Annotated in this window: 19 protein-coding genes; all 19 read left to right on the top strand. The window is 33.1% G+C overall.

Annotated elements, in window-relative coordinates; all coding sequences use genetic code 11:
* The first annotated feature begins 112 nt into the window (after positions 1-112).
* The 19 genes from AC27VX_RS17800 (at position 113) to AC27VX_RS17710 (ending at position 23039) form a co-directional block, all read left to right on the top strand.
* A complete protein-coding gene (locus AC27VX_RS17800; RefSeq protein ID WP_488696988.1) occupies positions 113-1018 on the top strand; it encodes an NAD(P)/FAD-dependent oxidoreductase in 906 nt (301 codons plus the stop codon).
* 149 nt (positions 1019-1167) lie between these two features.
* Entirely contained in the window at positions 1168-2433 is a 1266-nt protein-coding gene (gene glyA / locus AC27VX_RS17795; protein WP_236855756.1) for a serine hydroxymethyltransferase, read from the top strand.
* 56 nt (positions 2434-2489) lie between these two features.
* The gene (locus tag AC27VX_RS17790) at positions 2490-2948 is read left to right on the top strand and encodes a regulatory protein RecX (RefSeq protein WP_236855755.1); all 459 of its coding nucleotides are present in this window, start codon (positions 2490-2492) and stop codon (positions 2946-2948) included.
* A gap of 341 nt (positions 2949-3289) precedes the next feature.
* The gene (locus AC27VX_RS17785; RefSeq protein WP_236855754.1) at positions 3290-5218 is read left to right on the top strand and encodes a polysaccharide biosynthesis protein; all 1929 of its coding nucleotides are present in this window, start codon (positions 3290-3292) and stop codon (positions 5216-5218) included.
* A 36-nt stretch (positions 5219-5254) separates the two neighbouring features.
* Positions 5255-6073 (top strand): polysaccharide biosynthesis/export family protein, encoded by an 819-nt coding sequence (locus AC27VX_RS17780; protein WP_236855753.1) that lies wholly within the window; start codon positions 5255-5257, stop codon positions 6071-6073.
* A 4-nt stretch (positions 6074-6077) separates the two neighbouring features.
* Positions 6078-8465 carry a GumC family protein gene (locus tag AC27VX_RS17775; protein WP_236855752.1) on the top strand — a complete coding sequence of 796 codons (2388 nt, stop codon included), beginning with the start codon at positions 6078-6080 and terminating at the stop codon, positions 8463-8465.
* Positions 8462-9757 (top strand): nucleotide sugar dehydrogenase, encoded by a 1296-nt coding sequence (locus AC27VX_RS17770; protein ID WP_300686394.1) that lies wholly within the window; start codon positions 8462-8464, stop codon positions 9755-9757. Before AC27VX_RS17775 ends, AC27VX_RS17770 begins: the two co-directional genes overlap by 4 nt.
* A gap of 9 nt (positions 9758-9766) precedes the next feature.
* Positions 9767-10957, top strand: a complete 1191-nt coding sequence (gene lhgO / locus AC27VX_RS17765) for an L-2-hydroxyglutarate oxidase (protein WP_236855750.1) — start codon at positions 9767-9769, stop codon at positions 10955-10957.
* A gap of 26 nt (positions 10958-10983) precedes the next feature.
* The gene (locus AC27VX_RS17760; RefSeq protein WP_236855749.1) at positions 10984-12117 is read left to right on the top strand and encodes a DegT/DnrJ/EryC1/StrS family aminotransferase; all 1134 of its coding nucleotides are present in this window, start codon (positions 10984-10986) and stop codon (positions 12115-12117) included.
* 20 nt (positions 12118-12137) lie between these two features.
* Positions 12138-12710, top strand: a complete 573-nt coding sequence (locus tag AC27VX_RS17755) for an acyltransferase (RefSeq protein ID WP_236855748.1) — start codon at positions 12138-12140, stop codon at positions 12708-12710.
* Positions 12711-12716: 6 nt separating this feature from the next.
* A complete protein-coding gene (locus tag AC27VX_RS17750; RefSeq protein WP_236855747.1) occupies positions 12717-13730 on the top strand; it encodes a Gfo/Idh/MocA family protein in 1014 nt (337 codons plus the stop codon).
* Positions 13731-13782: 52 nt separating this feature from the next.
* Entirely contained in the window at positions 13783-15111 is a 1329-nt protein-coding gene (locus tag AC27VX_RS17745; RefSeq protein WP_236855746.1) for a lipopolysaccharide biosynthesis protein, read from the top strand.
* An 81-nt stretch (positions 15112-15192) separates the two neighbouring features.
* Positions 15193-16947: an asparagine synthase (glutamine-hydrolyzing) gene (asnB, locus tag AC27VX_RS17740; protein ID WP_236855745.1), complete on the top strand. Its 1755-nt coding sequence runs from the start codon at positions 15193-15195 to the stop codon at positions 16945-16947.
* A gap of 61 nt (positions 16948-17008) precedes the next feature.
* Positions 17009-18067, top strand: a complete 1059-nt coding sequence (wecB, locus tag AC27VX_RS17735) for a non-hydrolyzing UDP-N-acetylglucosamine 2-epimerase (RefSeq protein ID WP_488696981.1) — start codon at positions 17009-17011, stop codon at positions 18065-18067.
* Positions 18064-19299: a glycosyltransferase family 4 protein gene (locus AC27VX_RS17730; RefSeq protein ID WP_488696978.1), complete on the top strand. Its 1236-nt coding sequence runs from the start codon at positions 18064-18066 to the stop codon at positions 19297-19299. The genes wecB and AC27VX_RS17730 overlap by 4 nt, the downstream gene beginning before the upstream one ends.
* A gap of 3 nt (positions 19300-19302) precedes the next feature.
* Positions 19303-20460, top strand: coding sequence for a hypothetical protein (locus AC27VX_RS17725; RefSeq protein WP_236855742.1), 1158 nt, complete (start codon positions 19303-19305; stop codon positions 20458-20460).
* Between the two features lie 50 nt (positions 20461-20510).
* A complete protein-coding gene (locus AC27VX_RS17720) occupies positions 20511-21413 on the top strand; it encodes a glycosyltransferase (RefSeq protein WP_488696975.1) in 903 nt (300 codons plus the stop codon).
* Positions 21414-21420: 7 nt separating this feature from the next.
* Positions 21421-22026, top strand: coding sequence for a sugar transferase (locus AC27VX_RS17715; protein WP_488696973.1), 606 nt, complete (start codon positions 21421-21423; stop codon positions 22024-22026).
* Positions 22027-22028: 2 nt separating this feature from the next.
* Positions 22029-23039 (top strand): 3-oxoacyl-ACP synthase III family protein, encoded by a 1011-nt coding sequence (locus AC27VX_RS17710; protein ID WP_300686405.1) that lies wholly within the window; start codon positions 22029-22031, stop codon positions 23037-23039.
* Positions 23040-23048 lie beyond the last annotated feature (9 nt).

Raw genomic sequence — 23048 nt, 5'->3', positions numbered from 1 at the left:
TAAAAATAATTTTAAATACAAAATAGAAAATCACTATTGCAATTTAGTTGCAATAGTGATTTTTGTTTTAACTTTGCATTATCAATTATCAATTATCAATTATCAAAAAACTATGGAAAATAAAAACTTTGATGTCATCATTATAGGAGGCAGCTATGCAGGATTATCTGCAGGCATGGCCCTGGGGAGATCCTTAAGAAATGTTTTAATTATTAATGACGGAAAACCTTGTAACAGGCAGACTCCATATTCACATAATTTTATTACCCATGATGGGAAAACACCAAAAGAAATCGGAGAACTTGCCAAGAAAGATGTTGAAAAATATGATACTGTTCAGTTTTATGACGGAACAGTTATCAAAGCAGTGAAAAAAGCAGCAGATTTTGAGGTAGAAACATTGTCCGGTGAAAAGTTGTACTCAGAAAAAATAATCCTTGCCTCCGGAATTAAAGATTTATTTCCTGATATTCCCGGATTTGCCGAATGTTGGGGAATCTCTGTATTGCACTGTCCTTACTGTCATGGTTATGAAGTGAAAAATGAAGTGACAGGTATTCTTTCCAATGGAGAGATGGCTTTTGAATTTTCAAAGCTGATCTTTAACATGACTAAAAATCTTACCTTGTTTACTAACGGAAAGGCATCTTTAACCAGTGAGCAGATTGAAAAACTGAATCAGAATAAGATCAATCTTAACGAAGATGAAATTGAAAGAATTGAACACGAAAATGGCAATATTCAGAAAGTAATTTTTAAGAACGGAAACTCTGTTTCATTGAAAGTACTATATGCTAAAGTTCCTTTTGAACAAAACTTCAATGCATTGGAGAATTTAGGTTGTGAACTTACGGAGCAGGGGTTTATTAAAGCAGATGCTATGCAGAAAACATCAGTTTCAGGTGTTTTTGCCTGTGGTGATAATGTGACGATGATGAGGTCGGTAGCTAATGCTGTTGCACAAGGGAATTTTGCAGGAGCTATTGTAAATAAAGAGCTTTCAGACAAAGCCTTTTAAAATTCTTTTTAGTGAAAAAAGGTTAATAAATTATTGAATTTACTTTTTATCTTTCCGCCGTATTGTGTTAAAAAATCATTTTTTCATATTATAATCTCACCGAAAATTCCGTACATTTGGGGAGGAAAATTTCAAAAACTAAAAGTAAAATGGATATTATTTTCGACCTGATTGAAAAGGAAAAACAAAGACAGTCTCATGGATTAGAACTTATCGCATCAGAAAATTTTGTTTCTGAAAACGTGATGAAAGCAATGGGAAGTGTACTGACAAACAAATATGCTGAAGGATATCCCGGAAAAAGATATTACGGAGGATGTGAAGTAGTAGATGAGGTTGAAACATTGGCTATCAACAGAGCAAAAGAACTTTTCGGAGTAGACTATGTTAACGTTCAGCCACATTCCGGTTCTCAGGCGAATGCTGCCATTTATCTTGCTGTTTTGAAGCCAGGAGATAAAATCATGGGGATGGACCTTTCTATGGGAGGACACCTTACTCACGGTTCTGCTGTAAATTTCTCAGGTATTCAATACCAGGTAGTTTCTTACGGAGTAGAGAGAGAAACAGGTCTTATAGATTACGATCAGATGAGAGAAGTTGCCTTGAGAGAAAGACCGAAAATGTTAATCGCAGGCTTTTCTGCCTATTCAAGAGATCTTGATTATGCCAAATTCCGAGAAGTTGCTGACGAGATCGGAGCAACTCTTTGGGCAGATATTGCACACCCCGCAGGTTTAGTTGCAAAAGGATTGCTTAACTCTCCATTTGAACATTGCCATGTTGTGACTACCACTACCCACAAGACTTTGAGAGGTCCAAGAGGAGGTATGATCATGATGGGTAAAGATTTTGAAAATACATATGGACACAAAACTCCAAAAGGTGATATCAAAATGATGAGCCAGGTATTAGACGGAGCTGTATTCCCGGGAATTCAGGGTGGACCATTAGAGCATGTAATTGCTGGTAAGGCAATCGCTTTCGGTGAAGCATTGGACATCCAGTTTGAAACTTATGCAAAACAGGTTAAGGCAAATGCCCAGGCATTATCAAAAGCAATGATCGACAGAGGTTTTGACATTGTAAGCGGAGGTACAGACAATCACCTGATGTTGGTAGACCTTAGAAATAAAGGTGTTAATGGTAAAGAAACAGAAAAAGCATTAGTGCTTGCTGATATTACCTGCAACAAGAATATGGTTCCTTTTGATGATAAATCACCATTCACTACATCCGGTATCAGATTGGGAACAGCAGCTATTACAACAAGAGGACTTAAAGAAAATGATATGGATACTATTGCAGGGCTGATCTCTGAGGTGGTAGATAATATCAAAAATGAAGAAGTTCTCGCATCTGTAAGAAAAAATGTTAACGAATTAATGGAAGGTAAAGCTCTGTTCAATTATTAACAGACATTACCATATTATATAAAGAATGGGCACCTGCTCATTCTTTTTTTATACAAATGGAAAAGAAATCTTTTACTTTTGAAGAAATCAGGCAGAAGGTAGTCAATTATTGTGTTTACCAGGATCGCTGCCATGCAGAAGTAGAACAGAAGATGAGAGAGTTTCTGCTTATCAACGAGGCAAAAGAAGAAATCATCCTGTATCTGCTGAAGGAAAATTATTTAAATGAAGAACGGTTTACCCGAAGCTACATCAGAGGTAAATTTTATATCAAGCATTGGGGGAAAAATAAAATTAAAATGAATCTGAAGCAAAAACAAATCTCCGAAAGGCTGATGAATTCATGTTTTGATGAGATTGATGACTCAGATTATGAAAAAACAATCAGAAAAATTTTTGAAGATTATTATTCCAGACAGACAGGGTTGAAAGAATATCAAAAAAAAACCAAAACCATAAAGTATTTAATGAGTAAAGGTTTTGAATATGAAAAAATAAATGATATTTTTGAATAAATTTTAGAAGTAAAAAAATCACGATAATAATATCACTGTATTGAAATGAATTGATCAATAGATGCTTAATGATTACTTTTTTGAATACGATAATTAAAATGAAAGCTTTTCACTAATAAATATCACCCTTTAAAGACTTTTTGTGGTATGATTTTTGTCGGTGAATTTTACTTATTAAGTGAAATTATTGAATTTCGTAAAGAAACCATCAAATTTATTTTTTGATTTCAACGTATTGAGATAAATTTATTTTATTTTTGTATGATTGTATCGAAATTATCTCCGATGGACGGGTTGATTAGATATTATATTTTAATTAAATATGGACACAAATAAAGACAATGTATAATTCTCTTAGGAAAAAAATATTTGGAGGGGATAATGTTGTCAATCTCTCAGACGTAAGATATCTTCCTAGATGGATAATACTTGTAATAGATATTATTATTCTGGTAATATCTCTATTTCTTACCACTTATATTATCGAAAAAATTACAAAACAGGAATTTATCTATCATGATGATAAAAGCATAGTATTTGTCTTTATTATTGTAGTGAATGTTGCCTTTATGTATATTTTTAAAACTTATGCAGGTATCATTCGGCATTCTACATTCATAGATCTGTTTAAGCTTCTTATCTCCTGCTTCAGCACAATGGTGGCTGTTGGAACTATAAATATGCTTTATTTCTGGACTACCGGAGGTAAATTTATCCTTACACCTTATTTGATTTTATATTTTATAATCTCGTTTATGGGGCTTTTTCTTTTCAGGCTTTATGTGAAAGAGTTTTTTCATGTGGTAAGAGAATACAGGAGAAGTGCACTGAAAAAAAGGATACTGGTTCTAGGTATTGATGAACAGTCAATTGCTATTGCAAGAGCCATTCTTGATAATCCAAGCTTACCTTATCAGGTTGTTGGTTTTTTAACCCAAAGAACAGATTCAAAAAGGGCTTCTTTACTTGGAAAGCCTATTTACGAAAAGAAAAAAATTGAAGAAAACACAAAAGAAGACCTTATTATTGATGGTGTTCTTATTGTCAAAGAAATGATGGCTAAAGATGAAGTTAACTCTTGGGTGAATTTATTTTTAGAAAAAGATCTAAATGTCTTCAAAGCACCTTCTGTACAGAAATTAAGAGATAGTGATGTAGGAGGGTCTATCAGAAGTCTTCAGATCGAAGATTTACTGAACAGAAAGCCCATTAAAATTCAAAATGAGAAAGTAAGAAGCAGGCATTTCGATAAAGCAGTACTCGTAACCGGAGGAGCTGGCTCTATAGGGAGTGAAATTGTAAGGCAGGTAGCGCTTTTTAAGCCATCACTAATTGTTGTTTTAGACCAGGCTGAAACACCGCTTTATGACATTGAACTTGAAATGAGAGAAAAATTCCCTCATATCGTTTTCAAGTTTGTCTTGGGAGATGTTTCAAACCAACATAGAATGGAGCCTTTATTCCAAACTTATAACTTCTCAATGGTATATCATGCGGCCGCTTATAAACATGTACCATTGGTTGAAGAAAATCCTCACGAAGCTATTTTTGTTAATATACTGGGGTCCAAAATTATTGCAAGACTATCCAGTAAATATAAAGTGAACAGATTCGTTATGGTATCTACAGATAAAGCTGTGAATCCCACTAACGTTATGGGCGCCTCAAAACGTGCCGCCGAACTTTTTGTACAGTCACTTCAGAATGTGGAAGGTAACGTTACTAAATTTATTACAACAAGATTTGGAAATGTATTAGGTTCTAACGGCTCTGTTATTCCTCATTTTAAAAAACAGATTGAAGCAGGTGGACCGGTGACGATTACCCATCCGGATATTGTGAGATACTTCATGACAATTCCTGAAGCCTGTGAACTGGTTCTTCAGGCCGGTACAATGGGAGAAGGTGGAGAGATTTTTGTTTTTGATATGGGAGAACCTGTTAAAATTCTCGATCTTGCGAGAAGAATGATAAAATTATCAGGATTCGAACCGAATATTGATATAAAAATCATCTATACGGGATTGCGACCAGGTGAAAAACTATATGAAGAACTCTTAAGTGATGATGCAAAAACACTTCCTACTCACAATGAGAAAATAATGATCTCTAAAGATCCTTCTATGGGATTTGAAGAAATAGATATGCTTACTAAACGAATTACAAAAGCTTCTTTAAGAAGGGATAAAGTAGAGGTAGTAAGAATCCTTAAAACAATAGTGCCGGAATTTAAAAGCAATAATTCTATATTTGAAGCACTAGATAAATAAGAGGAATATAAATGTATATTTGTACAATTTAAAAATATGAAAGGGAAAATATTAGCTATATCATTAGGTATTTTATTAGTTTCTTGTAAGACAAATAAGAATGCGCAAAATGATTTAAATTATATGCAGAATATAGAGCAGGTGGCTATAGATGCTTCTGTGAAAAATTCTGGAAACACAATACAGGTTGGAGATCAGCTTATTATTCTGATTACAGCAAAAGACATGGATGTTGTAAAACCATTCAACCAAAATTATTCCTCATCCGAAACAATACAACCTAATGGTGCTGCAGGAGGAAATACTCCAGGACAGGGAACCACCAATATTTCGGGACCTACATATATTGTGGATGCTGATGGCAATATCGACTTTCCTATTTTAGGCCAACTAAACACAACGAATAAATCTCTTGTTGATTTTAAGAGTGAGCTTCGTGAAAAATTAACAAAGTATATTATTAGCCCAACTGTAAACGTAAGACTTGCTAATTTTAAGGTTACAGTACTGGGTGAAGTTAACAGACAAGGAGATTATACCATATCAAACGGGAAAGCAACGATCTTAAATGCTCTTGGATTAGCAGGTGACCTTACGATGTATGGAAAAAGAGATGATATATTAATTATAAGGTCTGAGAATGGCCAGATCACTCACGGAAAAGTAAATCTGCACGATGCCAATCTCATTAATTCACCTTATTATAATTTGAAACAAGGGGATGCAATCGTTGTAGCATCTAATAAATCAAGAAGTATTGCGGCGAAACAAAACCCCAATACAGGTATTTATTTAACAGCAATTTCAATTGGTATTACGGCAATCGCGGTAGTAATAAGTCTATTCAAGAAATAAATTAATGAACAATCAGGAATCTACTCAATTTTCTCAAACAGAAGATCAATTTAATATTAACGAGATTATAAAACCATATGTAAAAAGATGGCCATGGTTTGTGGTTTCAGCTCTTTTATTTGTAGTTGCAGCATATATTGCTTTTAAATTTATGACTCCTGTTTACAATATAAAGACTACAATTTTAATTAAAGATACTAAAAATGCCCCTACAGCAAGCACTGATGCCAGTGTCCTGCAGGATCTATCAGGCTTTGGAGGGATGAAAACCAACAGTATCGAAAATGAAATTGAAATTCTCAAGTCCAAAAGACTAATGAGAGATGTTGTAATTACTAAAAATCTTCAGGTTGATATTTTTGCTAAGGGAAAAATTATTAAAAAAGAATTATATAAGAATACTTCTCCTATAATTGTAAAAATAATTAATGAAAAGCCTCTTGCAAAATTTCCAGGTAAACCCTTAGCTGTTTCTATAAACGGGAATGAAATTAATATTACTTCAGATGAGTTAGGAAAAGGAATTGTTTCTGGTTTCGGAAAAACAATAAGTCTGCCCTTTGCAAATATTATTATTGTTAAAAATAACCAATTTAATCCAAATGAAATTAAAGATGTCAACACTCGTGATTTAGAGGTTTTTATTTCACCGATAGAAGCAAAAGTTAACAGTTTACAAAAACAGGTGGGTATTGGAGTTGTAAACAAAGAAACTACTGTGGTAGGACTTGAAATCAACTATCCTGAGACAAACAAAGCAGCAGATATTTTGAATACATTAGTGGTAATGTACAATAACGATGCGATTACAGATAAAAATCAGGAATCCAAAAAAACCTTGGACTTCATTGAAGACAGAGTAAAAAAGCTTTCTGTGGAGCTTGGCCAGGTAGAAAATGAAAAAGAAAACTTTAAATCAAGAAATAATTTAACAGATCTTGAAACAGAGGCAAAAATTAACTTACAGAGTTCTGCTGCTGCGAGAGCTAAGCAGTTAGAGGTAAATGCTCAGTTAGAGCTTACAAATTCATTGCTGAATTTCGTTTCTAAACAAGGTCAGTACCAGGTTTTACCGGCCAATGTAGGTCTTAATAATTCAGAAGCAGTCGCTGGAATAGTAAATTATAATCAATTAATATTACAGAGAAATAGATTGCTGGAATCTGCTACACCGGAAAACCCGGCAGTTGTGGATGTTACAAAACAAATTGGTTCTTTACGTACTTCAATTGTTCAAAGCTTACAGAAAAACCAAACCGGATTGGAGCTTGCCAGAGGGGAATATTTAGGAGAACAAAATAAAGTTTCTGAAAAAATTTCTAAACTTCCTTCAATCGAGAAAATGTTTAGAGGTATTGAAAGACAACAACAAATAAAAGAAAACTTATACTTACTATTACTGCAAAAAAGAGAAGAGACAGCTATTGCACAATCTATTACAGCTCCGAAAGCTAAAGTTATAGATACAGCATATTCATCGCAAAGTCCTGTCGCTCCTAAGAAAATGCTAATTATGTTAGCTGCATTTATTATTGGATTTTTAATCCCTATTGCTATTATATACTTAAAGGATCTATTTAATAATAAAATTACAACTAAGCATGATTTGGAAAAACTTATTCATGCACCTGTAATAGCAGAATTACCAAGTATCGAGAAAGGAGATTCTGAAATTGTGAAGACAAATGATATTACACCAATGGCAGAGGCATTTAGAATTCTTATTACGAATATGAATTTTATGCTTCCGAAGGACAAAAAGGGTAAAATCGTATTTGTTACATCTACAGTGAAAGGAGAAGGAAAGACTTTTGCTTCTGTTAACCTGGCCCTGACGCTTGCTAATCCTAAGAAGAAAGTGATCATCATAGGTTCTGATATCAGAAACCCTCAGTTACAAAGATATAATCCTTCCAGAAAGGGACTTACAGGGCTTACCGAATTTTTATATTCTGATAATATTGGACTTGAAGAAATTATTCATGTATCATCTTTTAATCCCCATTTGGATGTTATCTATTCAGGAATGATTCCTCCTAATCCAACAGAATTATTATCTGGCGGCCGATATGAAGTACTATTGGAAGAACTTAAAGGAATGTATGACTATATTATTCTAGATACAGCACCGTTGCTTCTAGTTACTGACACCTTCCTTATTGCTGATAATGCAGATGTTACGATCTATGTATCAAGATCCAGATATACAGAAAAATCGTTAATGGAATTTGCTAATATTAATATAGATCAGAAGAAGATTCGTAATGTTGGTTTTGTCCTTAACGATGTTAATAGAGAAAATTTAGGATATAGTAACAAATATGGTTATGGATACAATAACCACGTTGAAAAATCATGGTTTCAAAAAATAAAAAATAAATTTAGCGAATGATGAAAACATATAAAATAGCAGTTATTGGGCAAGGCTATGTAGGACTTCCTTTATCATTAGAATTTGCAGCTCATTACTCTGTATTAGGATTCGATATCAATGGGCAGCGTGTGAATCAGCTTAATGAAGGACAAGATATCACACTGGAAGCAGATATAGAAAAGCTTAATGATGGCTTAAAAAAATATAATGAATCTAATGGATCTGTAGGATATAAAGCTACAAGCGAATTGTCTGATATTGCTGAGGCTAATATTTTTATTGTAACAGTTCCTACACCAATAGATAAATATAACGCTCCAGATCTTAATCCGTTGATTTCTGCTTCAAAAATGTTGGGAGAAATTATAAAAAAGGGAGATATCGTAATTTATGAATCTACCGTTTTCCCAGGTTGTACAGAAGAAGAATGTGTGCCGGTTTTGGAAAAATATTCAGGATTAAAATATAATGAGGACTTTTTTGTAGGATACTCTCCGGAAAGAATTAACCCGGGAGATAAAGTCAACACACTTACAAGTGTAAAAAAAGTAACTTCTGGTTCCACAGAAGAAATTGCTGAAGAAGTAGACCTTCTGTATAAAAAAATTATTACCGCAGGAACCCATAAAGCTTCAAGCCTTAAAGTTGCTGAAGCTTCAAAAGCAATCGAAAATGCACAACGCGATGTTAATATTTCTTTTGTAAATGAACTGGCACTGATTTTTGACAGAATAGGGATTGATACAAACGATGTTTTAGAAGCTGCCGGCACAAAATATAACTTCTTAAAATATAAACCGGGACTTGTTGGAGGGCACTGTATTTCCGTGGATCCTTATTACTTAGCCCATAAAGCAGAACAATTAGGTTACCATCCGGATGTGATTTTATCAGGACGTCGTGTAAATGATTCAATTGCAAAATTCATAGCAGCAAAAGTGGTGAAACTTATGATTGCTAAAGGTGGAATTATTAAAGATTCACAAGCATTAATTTTGGGAGTTACATTTAAGGAAAACTGCCCAGATGTGAGAAATACCAAAGTAGTAGATATTTACACGGAGCTTTCGGATTATGGAGTTAATGTAGATATTTATGATCCTTGGGCTAGCAAAGAAGAAGTAAAACATGAATATGGAATAGACATCTTAGATGAGCTTATTGAAGGTAAGAAATATGACTCTTTGATTATAGCCGTTTCACATAATGAATTCCTTCAAATGGATCTCAATACTTTGAAGAAAGAAAATTCAGTTGTTTTTGATACTAAAGCCTGTTTAGACAGAGATTTGGTAGATGCCAGATTATAAAGATTTACAATGAACTATGATATCATAATTGTTGGAGCCGGTTTAGTAGGACTGGCTACTGCATATCAATTAAAACTTAAAAATCCAGAATCTAAGATCTTGGTTTTAGAAAAAGAAAATGATGTATCACTACATCAGTCCGGACATAACAGTGGAGTGATTCATAGTGGGATATATTACAAACCAGGTAGTTTAAAAGCGAAAAATTGTATAGAAGGTTATAATTCTGTGATCAATTTTGCTAAAGAACATGGTATTCGCTATGATCTATGTGGAAAAATCATTGTGGCCACTTCGCAGGAAGAATTACCACTTTTAGATAATATTTACAAAAGAGGAGTAGAAAACGGACTTCAGGATCTGAAATATCTTTCAAGGGAGGAATTTCGTGAAATTGAACCTCACTGTGAAGGAGTTAAAGCAATTAAAGTTCCGCAGACAGGTATTATAGACTATCCGGGGGTTGCAAAAAAAATTAAGGAGCTCTTTGAAGAATTAGGAGGAGAAGTTAAATTCAATAACGAAGTTAGAAATATTATAAACAACAACTCTGAAATTGTTGTTAAAACTCAGATTTCTGAATTCAAAACAAAGAAACTAATTTCTTGTGCAGGGCTGTATTCTGATAAGATTACAAAAATGACCAATGAAAAGAATGATGTCATTATCATTCCTTTCCGTGGTGAATATTATAAAATAAAGGATGAAAAGAAGCATTTGGTAAAACATCTTATTTATCCCGTTCCTGATCCGAGTTTTCCATTTCTGGGCGTCCATTTTACAAGAATGATTGACGGAAATATTGAAGCTGGTCCTAATGCTGTATTAGCTTTCAAAAAAGAAGGATACAAGTTCTTTGATTTCAATCTTGAAGAAACCATGCAGACATTAATGTGGCCCGGATTCAGAAAGATTGTTGCCAAATACGGTAAAACAGGATTAGGAGAAGTTCATCGTTCGTTATCAAAATCTGCATTTACAAAAGCGCTTCAAAAACTTATGCCTGAAATTCAAGAGTCTGACCTTGTACCAGGAGGTTCAGGAGTTAGGGCACAAGCTTGTGACAGAAATGGTGGATTGATTGATGATTTTGACATTGTGAAAAATGGAAATATCATTCATGTGAGAAATGCTCCATCACCAGCAGCCACATCTTGCCTCTCCATCGGGAATAAGATAAGCGAGCTAATTGAAAACTAACATCGAAGACTAAATATAAATTTCATATGAAAATTCAAATGGTTGATCTAAAAGGTCAATACGAAAAAATAAAACATGAAGTAAATGCAGGAATTCAGGACTGTCTGGACAACACTGCGTTTATCAATGGCCCTGCGGTAAAAGACTTTCAGCTGAATTTTGAAAAATACCTGAATGTAAAACATGTCATCCCGTGCGCAAACGGAACAGATGCCTTGCAGATTGCGATGATGGCACTGGATTTAAAGCCTGGAGACGAAGTAATTTGCCCGGCTTTTACTTATGTAGCTACTGCTGAAGTGATAGGCCTTTTAGGCTTAAAGCCAATCATGGTAGATGTAGATGAACATACTTTCAATATTGAATTGGAAGGACTTGAAAAATATCTTACTCCAAATACTAAAGCCATCGTTCCCGTACATTTATATGGACAAGGAGCTGATATGGAAAGAATTCTTGAATTTGCAGAAAAACATAATCTTTTTGTTATTGAAGATAATGCTCAGGCAATCGGATCTGATTATACATTTACAGATGGAACAGTTAAAAAAACCGGAACCATCGGACATATAGGATGTACATCTTTTTTTCCATCCAAAAACCTGGGCTGTTATGGTGATGGAGGAGCTTTAATGACGAATGATGATGATCTGGCAATGAAGATAAGAATGATTGCCAACCACGGCCAACAAAAAAAATATTATCATAAAGTTCTGGGATGTAATTCCAGATTAGATACCATTCAGGCTGCAGTTTTAAAAGTGAAATTAAAGCACCTTGATGAATACTCTACAGCCAGAAATAAAATGGCAGCATATTATGATGATAACTTACAATCTGTTGCAGAAATTCAAATTCCGCAAAGAGCAAAAAATTCAACACATGTTTTTCATCAGTATACATTAAGGGTAAAGAGCGGAAGAAGAGACGAATTACAACAATATTTGGGTGAAAAGAATATTCCAAGTATGATTTATTACCCTCTGCCGTTATATAAGCAGGAAGCTTTTGCACAGTATGTAGAACCTAATTTTATATTACCCGTTACAGAACTCCTTTGTTCAGAAGTGATTTCTCTCCCTGTTCATACAGAATTTAATCAGGAAGATGCAGATTTTATTATCTCAGAAATCAAGAATTTTTTTAATAAAAATAAGTAATCAACTATAAAAGAATAAATATGTCGGATTTTTTTGCACACGAAACGGCAGTTATTGATGAAGGCTGTAATATAGGAGCCGGAACAAAAATTTGGCACTTTTCTCACATTATGCCAAATTGTACTTTGGGAGAAAAATGTAATATTGGCCAAAATGTGGTCGTTTCACCAGGTGTCATTTTAGGAAAAAATGTAAAAGTTCAGAACAATGTTTCTATATATGAAGGAGTAACTTGTGATGATGATGTATTTCTTGGCCCTTCAATGGTTTTTACTAATGTTATTAATCCTAGAAGTGCTGTTAACCGAAAAAGTGAATATCTTAAAACACATGTTGGGACAGGAGCGTCAATTGGGGCTAACGCAACAATAGTCTGTGGTCATAACATTGGAAAGTTTGCTTTTATCGGAGCTGGAGCTGTGGTTACAAAAGAAGTTCCCGATTATGCGTTAGTGGTAGGAAACCCTGCAAAACAAATAGGATGGATGAGCGAATTCGGACATCGTCTGAATTTTGATGGAGAAGGAATTGCTGTATGTGAAGAAAGCGGTGAAAAATATAAATTAGATAGTAATCAAGTTTCAAAAATTTAATATAGAATGTCTGAAAAAATAAAATTTGCCGTTGTAGGCTGTGGGCATATCGGAAAAAGACATGCAGAAATGGTGTCGAGAAATGCCGAATGTGAATTGGTGGCTTTAATTGATGTAAAAGATAAATCCTCTTTAGGAATTGAGAATTATGAGGTGCCGTTTTTTACGTCATTAGATGGATTTCTTAATTCAGGGATTGAAGTAGACGTTATCAATATTGCTTCACCAAATGGTTTTCACTTTGAACAGTCTTATAAAGCAATATCAGCAGGAAAACACATAGTGGTTGAAAAGCCGATGGCACTTAATAAACAACATGCCGAAAAGCTTATTTTTCAAGCCTTACACAAACATAAGCAGGTTTTTGCTGTAATGCAGAACCGTTATTCTCCTCCTTCTGCATGGGTGAAGGAAATGGTAGAAAGCGGAAAACTTGGTAAAATATTCATGGTGCAGCTTAACTGTTATTGGAATCGTGATGACAGATATTATAAGCCGGAATCTTGGCATGGAAAACTGGAGTTGGATGGAGGTACTCTATTTACACAGTTCTCGCATTTTATTGATATCATGTATTGGCTATTTGGCGATATTACCAATATCCAGGCTAAGTTTGCAGACTTTAATCACAAAGATCTTACAGATTTTGAAGACTCAGGTTTTGTAAGTTTTGATTTTGTGAATGGAGGAATGGGATCTATTAATTATTCTACATCCGTTTGGAATCAGAACCTTGAAAGTTCAATGACTATCATTGCCGAGAATGGCGCAGTGAAAATTGGAGGACAATACATGGATAAAGTGGAAGTTTGTAACGTAAAAGATTATGTAATGCCGGAATTACCACCTACAAACCCAGGTAACGACTACGGTGCATACAAAGGTTCCGCTGCTAATCACCACTACATTATTGAAAATGTTGTGGATGTGATTAAAGGGAGAAATACGATTACTACAAATGCTCTGGAAGGATTAAAAGTTGTAGATATTATCGAAAGAATTTACGAGCTGAAAAACTAGTAATGGCAGCAAGCAACAATTCTGTTGTGGGAAAATGTAATAATTAAATAGAATGGTTGAAAAAATATTAAGTCTGCTAAAAAAGCCTGCAATTTTATATTCAATTGCCAATATGCTTTTTTTGTCTACTATTTTTTTAGCAGATGTTATCGTTGCAAGAACCTATTCTTTAGAACAGGTAGGTGGTTGGAAACAGCTTATATTGCTTGTACAATTTACTGCTACACTCTTATCTTTTGGATTTATTGAGGGGTTTAGATATAACATTGCTAAACATCACGATAAAATAAAAGAACTTTTAGGAACAACGATATTTATTTTTATATTAATAAGTAGCGTTATTTTTATATTTTTAAGTATTGATACTTTTTCAAAAACATTCGGAGAATTATTAGGGATAAATGTTATAATAAAAGCGGGTTTTTTGATTCCGCTTCTATATTTCTTACTTTCGGCTAATGGCGTTTATTTGCAGATTTGCCTATCCATAGGTAAAATTAAGGTAATATTAATTTCAATGGTTGTTTTCTGCATTGTATTGGCAGCAACTCTTTTTACATTTTTGATAAATGATATTTTTGATTTTCAACTTAATATATTTTTACCTTTTTTATTAGCATTGGGTCTACAGTTAACTACTTATGTGGTTATTCTTAAAATTTATCCACAGATTAATATGAGTAAAATAAATGTTTCTATGATGCTTAAATATGGTTTCCCATTATTTATAGCTACTTATTTAGGAATGTTTACTTTGCATATAGATAAGGTCATTATTAACAAAATCGGAGGATTAAGTGAATTCGCTATTTATTCTATAGGAGCACTGGAAATTCCTTTTGCAGGATTAATAACAAAATCAATAGTAAGTGTCAGCTATCCTATCATTGTAAAACATGTCGAAAATGATGAGATTGATAAAGGGACAGATATTTGGCTTCATGATATTAAAAAAGCATCCTATTTTATTTTTCCTTTAGTCTTTGCATGCATATTATTTTCTAAACAGATTATTTTAGGATTATTTGGTGATAGATATGCTGCCGCTGTTCCCGTATTTGAGGGATACTGCCTAATATTACTTTGGAGAAATGCTACATATGGCACTATCTTGTCGATTAAAGGAAAGACAAATTATATTACTCTTGTATCTTTAATATCGCTGTTGGCAAATATTATTCTTATTTATTTTTTCTACCACATGTGGGGAATTATGGGTATTGTAAGAGCTTTATTTTGCTCAGTTTCAATTTGGAATCTTACTAGCTTATATTTTGAAAAGAATTTGAAAAGGTATTTCTCTTTATATAAAGATAAGTGGATGTTTGGATTAATATTAGCCATTTTTGTATTATATTTTTTCAAACAATGGTATCATTAAGTAATGGTAAGCAATGATCAGCATTATTATTTCTTGAATACAATCAGATTTTATAATTATAAAATTTAAAAACAAAATCAAATGTGTGGAATCGCAGGAATTATAAGTCAAAATAGAGAAATTTTAACTTACCAGCAATTAAAAAAAATGACAGATGCCATTGAGCATCGTGGACCAGACGGAGAAGGGCAATGGATCAATGATAACAACGGAGTAGGACTGGGACATAGGAGACTATCTATCATAGATCTCTCCGATGCCGGTAGTCAGCCAATGCATTATTTGGACAGATATAGCATCGTTTTCAATGGTGAAATATATAATTACATAGAAATTAGAGAGTTTTTAAAAACAAAAGGATACACTTTTGTTTCAGATTCCGATACAGAAGTATTGATGGCTAATTTCGATTATAAAAGAGAAAAATGCCTTGAAGATTTTGATGGTATGTTTTCATTTGCTCTTTGGGATAAAAAAGAACAGATTTTATTCTGTGCTAGGGATAGATTTGGTGAAAAACCATTTTTTTATCACCAGAGTAATAATAACTTTTATTTTGGATCGGAAATGAAAGCTCTTTGGAGTGTAGGGGTTCCAAGAGAAACCAACAATAGAATGCTGTTCAACTATTGGCATTTCGGATATATTAATAATTCAAATGATCTATCCGAAACGTTCTATAAAAATATATTTTTGCTTGAACCAAGCCACTATATGATTGTAGATCCCAATGGGAAAATAGTAAAAAAACAAAAGTATTGGGATATTGATTATAAAAATCAATTAGATACAATTGATTTTAATGAGGCTAAAGATACTTTCTTCAGATTATTTGAAACCTCTATAAGCAGAAGACTTCGTTCGGACGTTGCAGTCGGAACAAGTTTGTCCGGAGGTCTGGATAGTTCTTCAACAGTTTGTATGATTAATCATATGAAAATTAATAATGTTGAGCAAAAGACTTTTTCCGCCCGTTTTCCCAATTTTATCAAAGATGAATCTGTTTATATCGATAAAGTTTTAAACAGTGTAAATGCAAAGGGAATAAGCTGTTTTCCAACTATTGAAAGCATGGTTGCCAATGTTCAGGAAATTATTCATCACCAGGAAGAACCTTTTGGAACATTAAGTATTGCAGCTCAGTATGAAGTAATGAAATTGGCGAGAGACAACAATGTTATCGTTTTATTAGATGGGCAGGGAGCAGATGAATACCTATGTGGATATCATGGACTAATTGATTCTTTCTTTATAGAATTAAAGAAAAAAGACAAAAAATTATATAAACAGCAATTAGAGATCTATAAGGAAGTACATGCTTCCAATCAGATTAATAGCATTTCTAGAAGATTAAGAATGAGTTTCCTAAAGGAAAAACTTTCTGATGCTCAGATCGATAAATTGTTAGGAATAAAATCAGGAATAGATAACTTTACCAAAAAGGATGCTAAAAAAGATCTTTATTCTAAATATAAAAACGAACAGTTCGAAAGAAAATACAGTGCTACATCATTAAATGAAATGCTTTATCACGCAACATTCAGAGGCGGTTTGCAAGAATTATTAAGGTATGCAGATAGAAACTCTATGGCACACTCTTTAGAAGTACGACTACCGTTTTTATCTCATGAATTAGTAGAATTCGTGTTTACTCTACCATCTACATGTAAAGTAAATAATGGATTCTCTAAATACATACTTAGAGAAGCAATGAACGATGTTGTGCCAAAAGATATCGTTTGGAGAAAAGATAAAATAGGTTATGAACCACCTAATAAAAATGAAGTAAACGGAGTTCCGTTGAAAAATTATTTGATCAATGAATTTAAAATTTAATATTTAGGTTCTATATCACAAAACTTTCAGTAAGTCTTCAAAAACATTAGAAAATACAACTATGAAATTATTAACAGTGCTGGGGGCACGTCCACAATTTATAAAAGCAAGTTCAGTAAGCCGGGAAATAAAAAAACATTCAGAAATTGAGGAAATAATAGTACACACTGGGCAACATTATGATACTAATATGTCTGACATATTCTTTGAACAAATGCATATTCCTAAACCAAATTACTTCCTTGGAATTGGTGGAACCACTCACGGAGCGATGACGGGGCAGATGATTGAGCGTATTGAAGAAATTGTATTGAAAGAGAATCCAGATGTCATTATGGTATATGGGGATACAAACTCTACTTTAGCAGGAGCAATAGTCGCATCTAAATTGAACATCAAATTGGCACACGTTGAAGCGGGCTTGAGAAGCTTCAACATGAAAATGCCAGAAGAGGTGAATAGAATATTAACGGATAGAGTTAGCAATTACTTGTTTTGCCCTACCAATAAAGCCATTGAAAATTTACACGCCGAAAATTATCAAAATACCAATTGCAGTATTATAAAAAGTGGAGACGTAATGCTTGATGGAGCTTTGTTTTATAAAGAAATAGCAACCCAGCCAAATTTTGATGTTTCAGGAAATTTTGTACTCAGTACAATTCACAGAGCTGAAAACACAAATGATATCAGTAGATTAAGGAATATTATTGAATCTATGGATGCCATTGCTGAAGATACAAAAGTGATTTTACCTCTACATCCCAGAACAAAAAAAATCATCCAGGAATCCGGAATACCCGTAAAGAATATTACAATTGTTGAGCCGGTAGGATACTTGGATATGGTTTGGCTTTTGAAAAATTGTACTCTTGTAATGACAGATAGTGGTGGTCTTCAGAAAGAGGCTTACTTTTTTAGTAAACCATGTGTTACCTTAAGGGATGAAACAGAATGGGAGGAATTGGTTGACGTAGGAGCTAATATCTTAACAGGAACAGATAAAAATAAAATCCTTGATGCGTACCATACAAGTAAGAATAAGGAAATTGTATTTTTAGATACCCTATATGGGAAAGGAGATGCAAGCAGTATAATTATAAAAGAACTTTTAAAATGAAAGTATGTTATTTGACTTGGGGGGAAACTCCAAGATCATATGGAGTCTTTGGGTCACAGGTTTTAGGACAGTTTGTGGCTAATACGGATGAAATAAAAAATGGCAGTTTTTATTTTATTTCCGGTGTACCCGTTATTCACAGTGGGCACATTAGGGAAAAAGGGAAGTATAAAGAAGAGATTCAAAAAGTTAAACAGAAATTAGGAAAAATAAACTTTATAAGTACACCCATTTTTGCAGTACAGTCTGTAGCATATATGCACAGATTTTTGTTTAATTTTTTATTTCACGGAGCAGAATCATTCCTTGCCAATCATCTCAAATCTATAAAGCCTGATATCATACATTGCAGAGGTTATGGTGCAACATGGTTGGCTCTGAAAATAAAGAAAAAATATAATCTTAATTATAAAGTCATATTTGACGCCAGAGGTCTTTTTCCGGAAGAATATGCACTTAAAAATAAATATACCCAGCCTAATAAGAATTATTTATTTTTAAAAAAAATGGAAAAGCAGCTTCTTACTGAAGCTGATGTTACCATTGTAGTTTCGGATACCATGGCCCAATCTTACGAAGAAATTGGAGCTAAGTCAATAGAAAAAATATATTTAAGTGTAGATACGGAAAGCCTGAATTCTACTTCAGGCAATTCAAACAATGAAGTGGTCTATTGTTATCTGGGTGCCTTAACTCAGACAACTTGGCATACCATAAATGATCTGTTGGAACTGTATACGGAATTACGAAAGAAAACACCCAACTGTAAGCTGAAAATCATTACCACATCCTCGCACGAAGCTATAAAAGAAGTTTTTGCAAAAATTCCTCAAGACGAAATTATACTGACTTCAACCAAAAATACCAATGAATTGAAAGAAGAGCTTTCTGATGTGAGTTTCGGATTGCTGCCTTACCGCAAGTCTACTTCATCTTTTGAAGATGCTGTGGGGTATAGTATTTTAGGAACTAAAACTGTTGAATTTACTGCAATGGGGATTCCCGTTATAGTAAATAAGGAATGTGGAGGAGCTTCTGTTTTAACAAAAAAATATGATCTTGGCATTACATACAGTCCAAAAACATTTGAAGAACTTACTGTAGAGAATATCAATAGATATATAAACGATGGAAAAGCAACAGAACGTAGTAATGTAGCGAAAGATCTGTTTGACTACAAAAAAAACGCTGAGAGATATAGAAAATTGTATCAAAAATTAACCGGAGTATAAAATATGTTAGTTTCAAAATTTGGAATACGTTCAGTTTTCTTTTTTATCTTTTTTTTAGTAATAGGTAGACTATATCTTTTTCCATTTGGTGATGAACCAGATTTTGAAGCGCGTGCTTATGAATTGGTAAGAGAAAGTAGACAGCCTTTTTGGACTCCCTATTTTTACTTTGATTCTATACTGAGAACTTTTACATATTACTCTTCATGTTATACAAATAGTACACTGTTTTCTTATTTTTCCAGTATAGATGACAAAACATGTACTGAAGATGTTATGCAAAGTTTGGGTAGAATTGCAATCACTATTTTTTCGATGTTGCCATTTTTATTTGCCGTTATTTTCAGAGAAACGACATTCAAAATAGTCAACGGTTTAGGAATGAAATTCTCAATTGAAGAATGGAATTATAGATTAGATGTTTTATGCCTAGTATTGGTCTTTTTAGGGTTTGTATTTCACGTGGGGGTTTTAGGTTTAGAACAATTTGTATTGGTCTTAACGATACCTATATTTCTTTTTTGGGGGAGATGGCCTATCATAGTAGCTATGATTATACTAATCTCGTTCCTTGATTTGGGTAATTCTACGGTGATTGCTACTTTTGTTAGTATTACCTGTGCTTTTTCCTACCTTGATAAGCGTAAAATCATTATTGCAGGTATTGCTCTTGTATTTGGAGCCTTGATTTTAGGAATCAGCTCATTGTCATATATATCAAATATAGGATTCCTTTCTGATAAAGCCAATGCAATGTTACAAGGAGAAGAAAAATTGGGACTCCGTAATAAATATCCAATATTTTTGCGACCAATCATTACCTTTATGACAGGTATTTTTTTGACACCATCAGGAGTTAAAGTAATACCAGTTTATATTTTGTATGGGATTGTAATAGTAAGATTGTTTATTCAAAAAAAGACATCTTCTATTCAAGATAAACATTCTTATCAAAAATTTGTCTTTATTTCAGGAGTAATTTCCGCTACCTTATTTTTTATATTCATGGTACCAAATTACTCAAATGCTAAATACTACATATTTATGTTACCGTTTATTTTCTACTCTATTTTAAATAAAACGAACAAAAAAAGTATTTTCAATTTTATAATAGTAATGAATTTTATTATATATCTGCATCTGTTTTTTTATAAGTTATAACTGCCACAACAAATTCAGATCAATGAAATATCATTATTAAATAAGCGAATATGTCAATAATTAAGATTCTTCTCGCAACGTATAACGGAGAAAAGTATATTACAAGTCAAATTAACTCCATTCTTAACCAAAATGGAGTTGAGGTGGATATTGTAATAAGTGATGATAGCAGTAAGGATAAAACCATTGAAATCATTTCCCAAAATTATCCCCAAATCAGGATAAACCAAAATATTCCGGGAACAGGTTCTGCAGCAAATAATTTTCTGAAAATGGTTGATAATTTGAATTTTAATGAAAATTTTGATTATGTTGCATTTTGCGACCAGGATGATATCTGGTTACCGGAGAAGATGGAATCGGCAGTCAACTTCCTTAAGAAAGAAAATGCACAGTTATATTGCTCAAATCTTACCAAATGGGAAGAATCAGACAATTCTTTAAGTGTATTGAAAAAAGATTTCCCCCAAAAAAAATATGATTATCTTTTTGAAGGTGGTAGCGCTGGCTGTACTTATGTTTTCACTAAAGATTTTGCTTTAAATCTTCAAAAATTTCTAAAAAAAGCAGATAATATAAATTGGAAAGCATTTTCACATGATTGGCTGGTATATTTCTTTGCAAGAACGCATAAGTATAATGTTGTTATAGATTCAAATTCTTATATACACTATAGAATCCATGCTTCTAATGTTCATGGCCATCTAAATAAAATGTCTTTCAATACGATCAAAGAAAAATCATCAGAAGTATTGAACGGGTACTACCAAAAACACATTCAAAATTATATACAATATATCGATAAGGATACAGAAGAATATAAAATTTACGAACAATTTTTGGGAAGTTATTTTCAAAGAAATTTTACAATATTAAAATATAATACGCAGTTAATGAGGGACAATAAAAAAATGATGATTTTTGTTGTACTTAATTTATTAAAATTTAGATAGATTATTCATGTATAAAAATTTTATAAAGAGGATAATAGATTTTGTGAGTGCCTTTTTGGGATTCCTCATTTTAAGCCCTATTTTTATAATTGTAACGATTGGGTTATATTTTGCAAATAACGGGAAACCCTTTTTCTTTCAGAAAAGGCCCGGAAAAAATGGAAAAATTTTTAGTATTATCAAGTTTAAAACAATGAATGATAAAAAAGACCCTCAAGGGAATCTTTTATCAGATGCAGATAGACTTACCGCGATAGGATCATTCGTAAGAAAAACGTCATTGGATGAAATACCTCAGTTGATAAATGTTTTAAAAGGAGATATGTCCCTTATTGGACCACGCCCTCTTTTACCAAAATACTTATCTTTGTATAACCAATTTCAAGCGAGAAGGCACGAAGTAAGACCAGGAATCACGGGCTGGGCACAGGTAAATGGACGAAATTCTATTTCCTGGGAGAAAAAATTTGATTATGATGTGTGGTATGTTGACAATATTAGTTTAGGCTTAGATATAAAAATTATTTTATTAACAATAAAAAAAGTCTTTAAATCTGAAGGGATTACTCAGGAAAATAATGCTACGGCAGAAGAATTTAAAGGATCAAAATAAATATGGGAGCACAAATAAAAAAAATAGAATATGTATTTCCTGAAATTGTAGTTACCAATGAAGATCTGAAAAAAGATTTTCCGGATTACGATTTTGAAAGGTTTGAAGAGAAAGTAGGTATTCAAAAAAGATATATTGTAAGCGAAAACGAAACCGGTTTAGATCTTGCTGAGAAAGCATGTAATAAATTGTTTGAAAGTTTTGATAAGCAAAAGATAGACTACATTCTATATTGTACACAAAGTCCCGAATACTTTTTGCCAACTACGGCTTGTATTCTTCAGGATAAATTAGGTTTAAGAACAGATATAGGTGCATTGGATTTTAACCTAGGATGTTCTGGTTTTACCTATGGAGTGAATTTAGCAAATGCTCTTATCTCTTCAGGTCAGGTAGAAAATGTCTTATTGGTTACTGCCGAAACCTATTCAAAATTTATACATCCGAAAGATAAAACAAACAGGTCTATATTTGGCGACGCTGCAGCTGCAACACTTATCAGTAAAACTGAAAATGATAATATTTTAAAGTTTAAATTTGGTACGGACGGTTCTGGGTACGATAAATTGATTATCAAAAACGGTTGCAGTAGATTTCCTTTGGATCCTGGCGCAGAAGAAATTGAGTATGGCACTGATAATGTATATACAGATAATCATTTGTATATGAACGGTCCTGAAATTTTTAACTTTACGACCAAAGCCATTCCTAATTTTGTGAAAGAAATTATGGAAGAAAATAGGATGGATATAGGGCAGGTTGATCAGTTTGTTTTCCACCAAGCCAATTCTTTTATGTTAGATTTTCTCAGAAAAAGAATTAAAATAGATAAGGAAAACTTCTATAATGATCTTTCAAACGGGGGAAATACAGTGTCATGTACCATCCCGATTGCTTTAAAAAGATATACAGACAGTCTGGATGAAGATAAAGAGCTCACCCTCGGAATTGTAGGATTTGGGGTAGGGTTATCTTGGTCAGGCGGAATAATTAAAATAAATAATAAACTTTAAGAATATAAT

It is taken from the genome of Chryseobacterium sp. 14P4.3.2, assembly GCF_057799275.1.
This window is presented reverse-complemented; position numbering and strand designations above follow the sequence as displayed.

Excerpts from the sequence above, each read along its gene's own strand:
- AC27VX_RS17800 (WP_488696988.1), top strand. The coding sequence starts at position 113 with ATGGAAAATAAAAACTTTGATGTCATCATTATAGGAGGCAGCTATGCA.
- glyA (WP_236855756.1), top strand. The coding sequence starts at position 1,168 with ATGGATATTATTTTCGACCTGATTGAAAAGGAAAAACAAAGACAGTCT.
- AC27VX_RS17790 (WP_236855755.1), top strand. The coding sequence starts at position 2,490 with ATGGAAAAGAAATCTTTTACTTTTGAAGAAATCAGGCAGAAGGTAGTC.
- AC27VX_RS17785 (WP_236855754.1), top strand. The coding sequence starts at position 3,290 with ATGTATAATTCTCTTAGGAAAAAAATATTTGGAGGGGATAATGTTGTC.
- AC27VX_RS17780 (WP_236855753.1), top strand. The coding sequence starts at position 5,255 with ATGAAAGGGAAAATATTAGCTATATCATTAGGTATTTTATTAGTTTCT.
- AC27VX_RS17775 (WP_236855752.1), top strand. The coding sequence starts at position 6,078 with ATGAACAATCAGGAATCTACTCAATTTTCTCAAACAGAAGATCAATTT.
- AC27VX_RS17770 (WP_300686394.1), top strand. The coding sequence starts at position 8,462 with ATGATGAAAACATATAAAATAGCAGTTATTGGGCAAGGCTATGTAGGA.
- lhgO (WP_236855750.1), top strand. The coding sequence starts at position 9,767 with ATGAACTATGATATCATAATTGTTGGAGCCGGTTTAGTAGGACTGGCT.
- AC27VX_RS17760 (WP_236855749.1), top strand. The coding sequence starts at position 10,984 with ATGAAAATTCAAATGGTTGATCTAAAAGGTCAATACGAAAAAATAAAA.
- AC27VX_RS17755 (WP_236855748.1), top strand. The coding sequence starts at position 12,138 with ATGTCGGATTTTTTTGCACACGAAACGGCAGTTATTGATGAAGGCTGT.
- AC27VX_RS17750 (WP_236855747.1), top strand. The coding sequence starts at position 12,717 with ATGTCTGAAAAAATAAAATTTGCCGTTGTAGGCTGTGGGCATATCGGA.
- AC27VX_RS17745 (WP_236855746.1), top strand. The coding sequence starts at position 13,783 with ATGGTTGAAAAAATATTAAGTCTGCTAAAAAAGCCTGCAATTTTATAT.
- asnB (WP_236855745.1), top strand. The coding sequence starts at position 15,193 with ATGTGTGGAATCGCAGGAATTATAAGTCAAAATAGAGAAATTTTAACT.
- wecB (WP_488696981.1), top strand. The coding sequence starts at position 17,009 with ATGAAATTATTAACAGTGCTGGGGGCACGTCCACAATTTATAAAAGCA.
- AC27VX_RS17730 (WP_488696978.1), top strand. The coding sequence starts at position 18,064 with ATGAAAGTATGTTATTTGACTTGGGGGGAAACTCCAAGATCATATGGA.
- AC27VX_RS17725 (WP_236855742.1), top strand. The coding sequence starts at position 19,303 with ATGTTAGTTTCAAAATTTGGAATACGTTCAGTTTTCTTTTTTATCTTT.
- AC27VX_RS17720 (WP_488696975.1), top strand. The coding sequence starts at position 20,511 with ATGTCAATAATTAAGATTCTTCTCGCAACGTATAACGGAGAAAAGTAT.
- AC27VX_RS17715 (WP_488696973.1), top strand. The coding sequence starts at position 21,421 with ATGTATAAAAATTTTATAAAGAGGATAATAGATTTTGTGAGTGCCTTT.
- AC27VX_RS17710 (WP_300686405.1), top strand. The coding sequence starts at position 22,029 with ATGGGAGCACAAATAAAAAAAATAGAATATGTATTTCCTGAAATTGTA.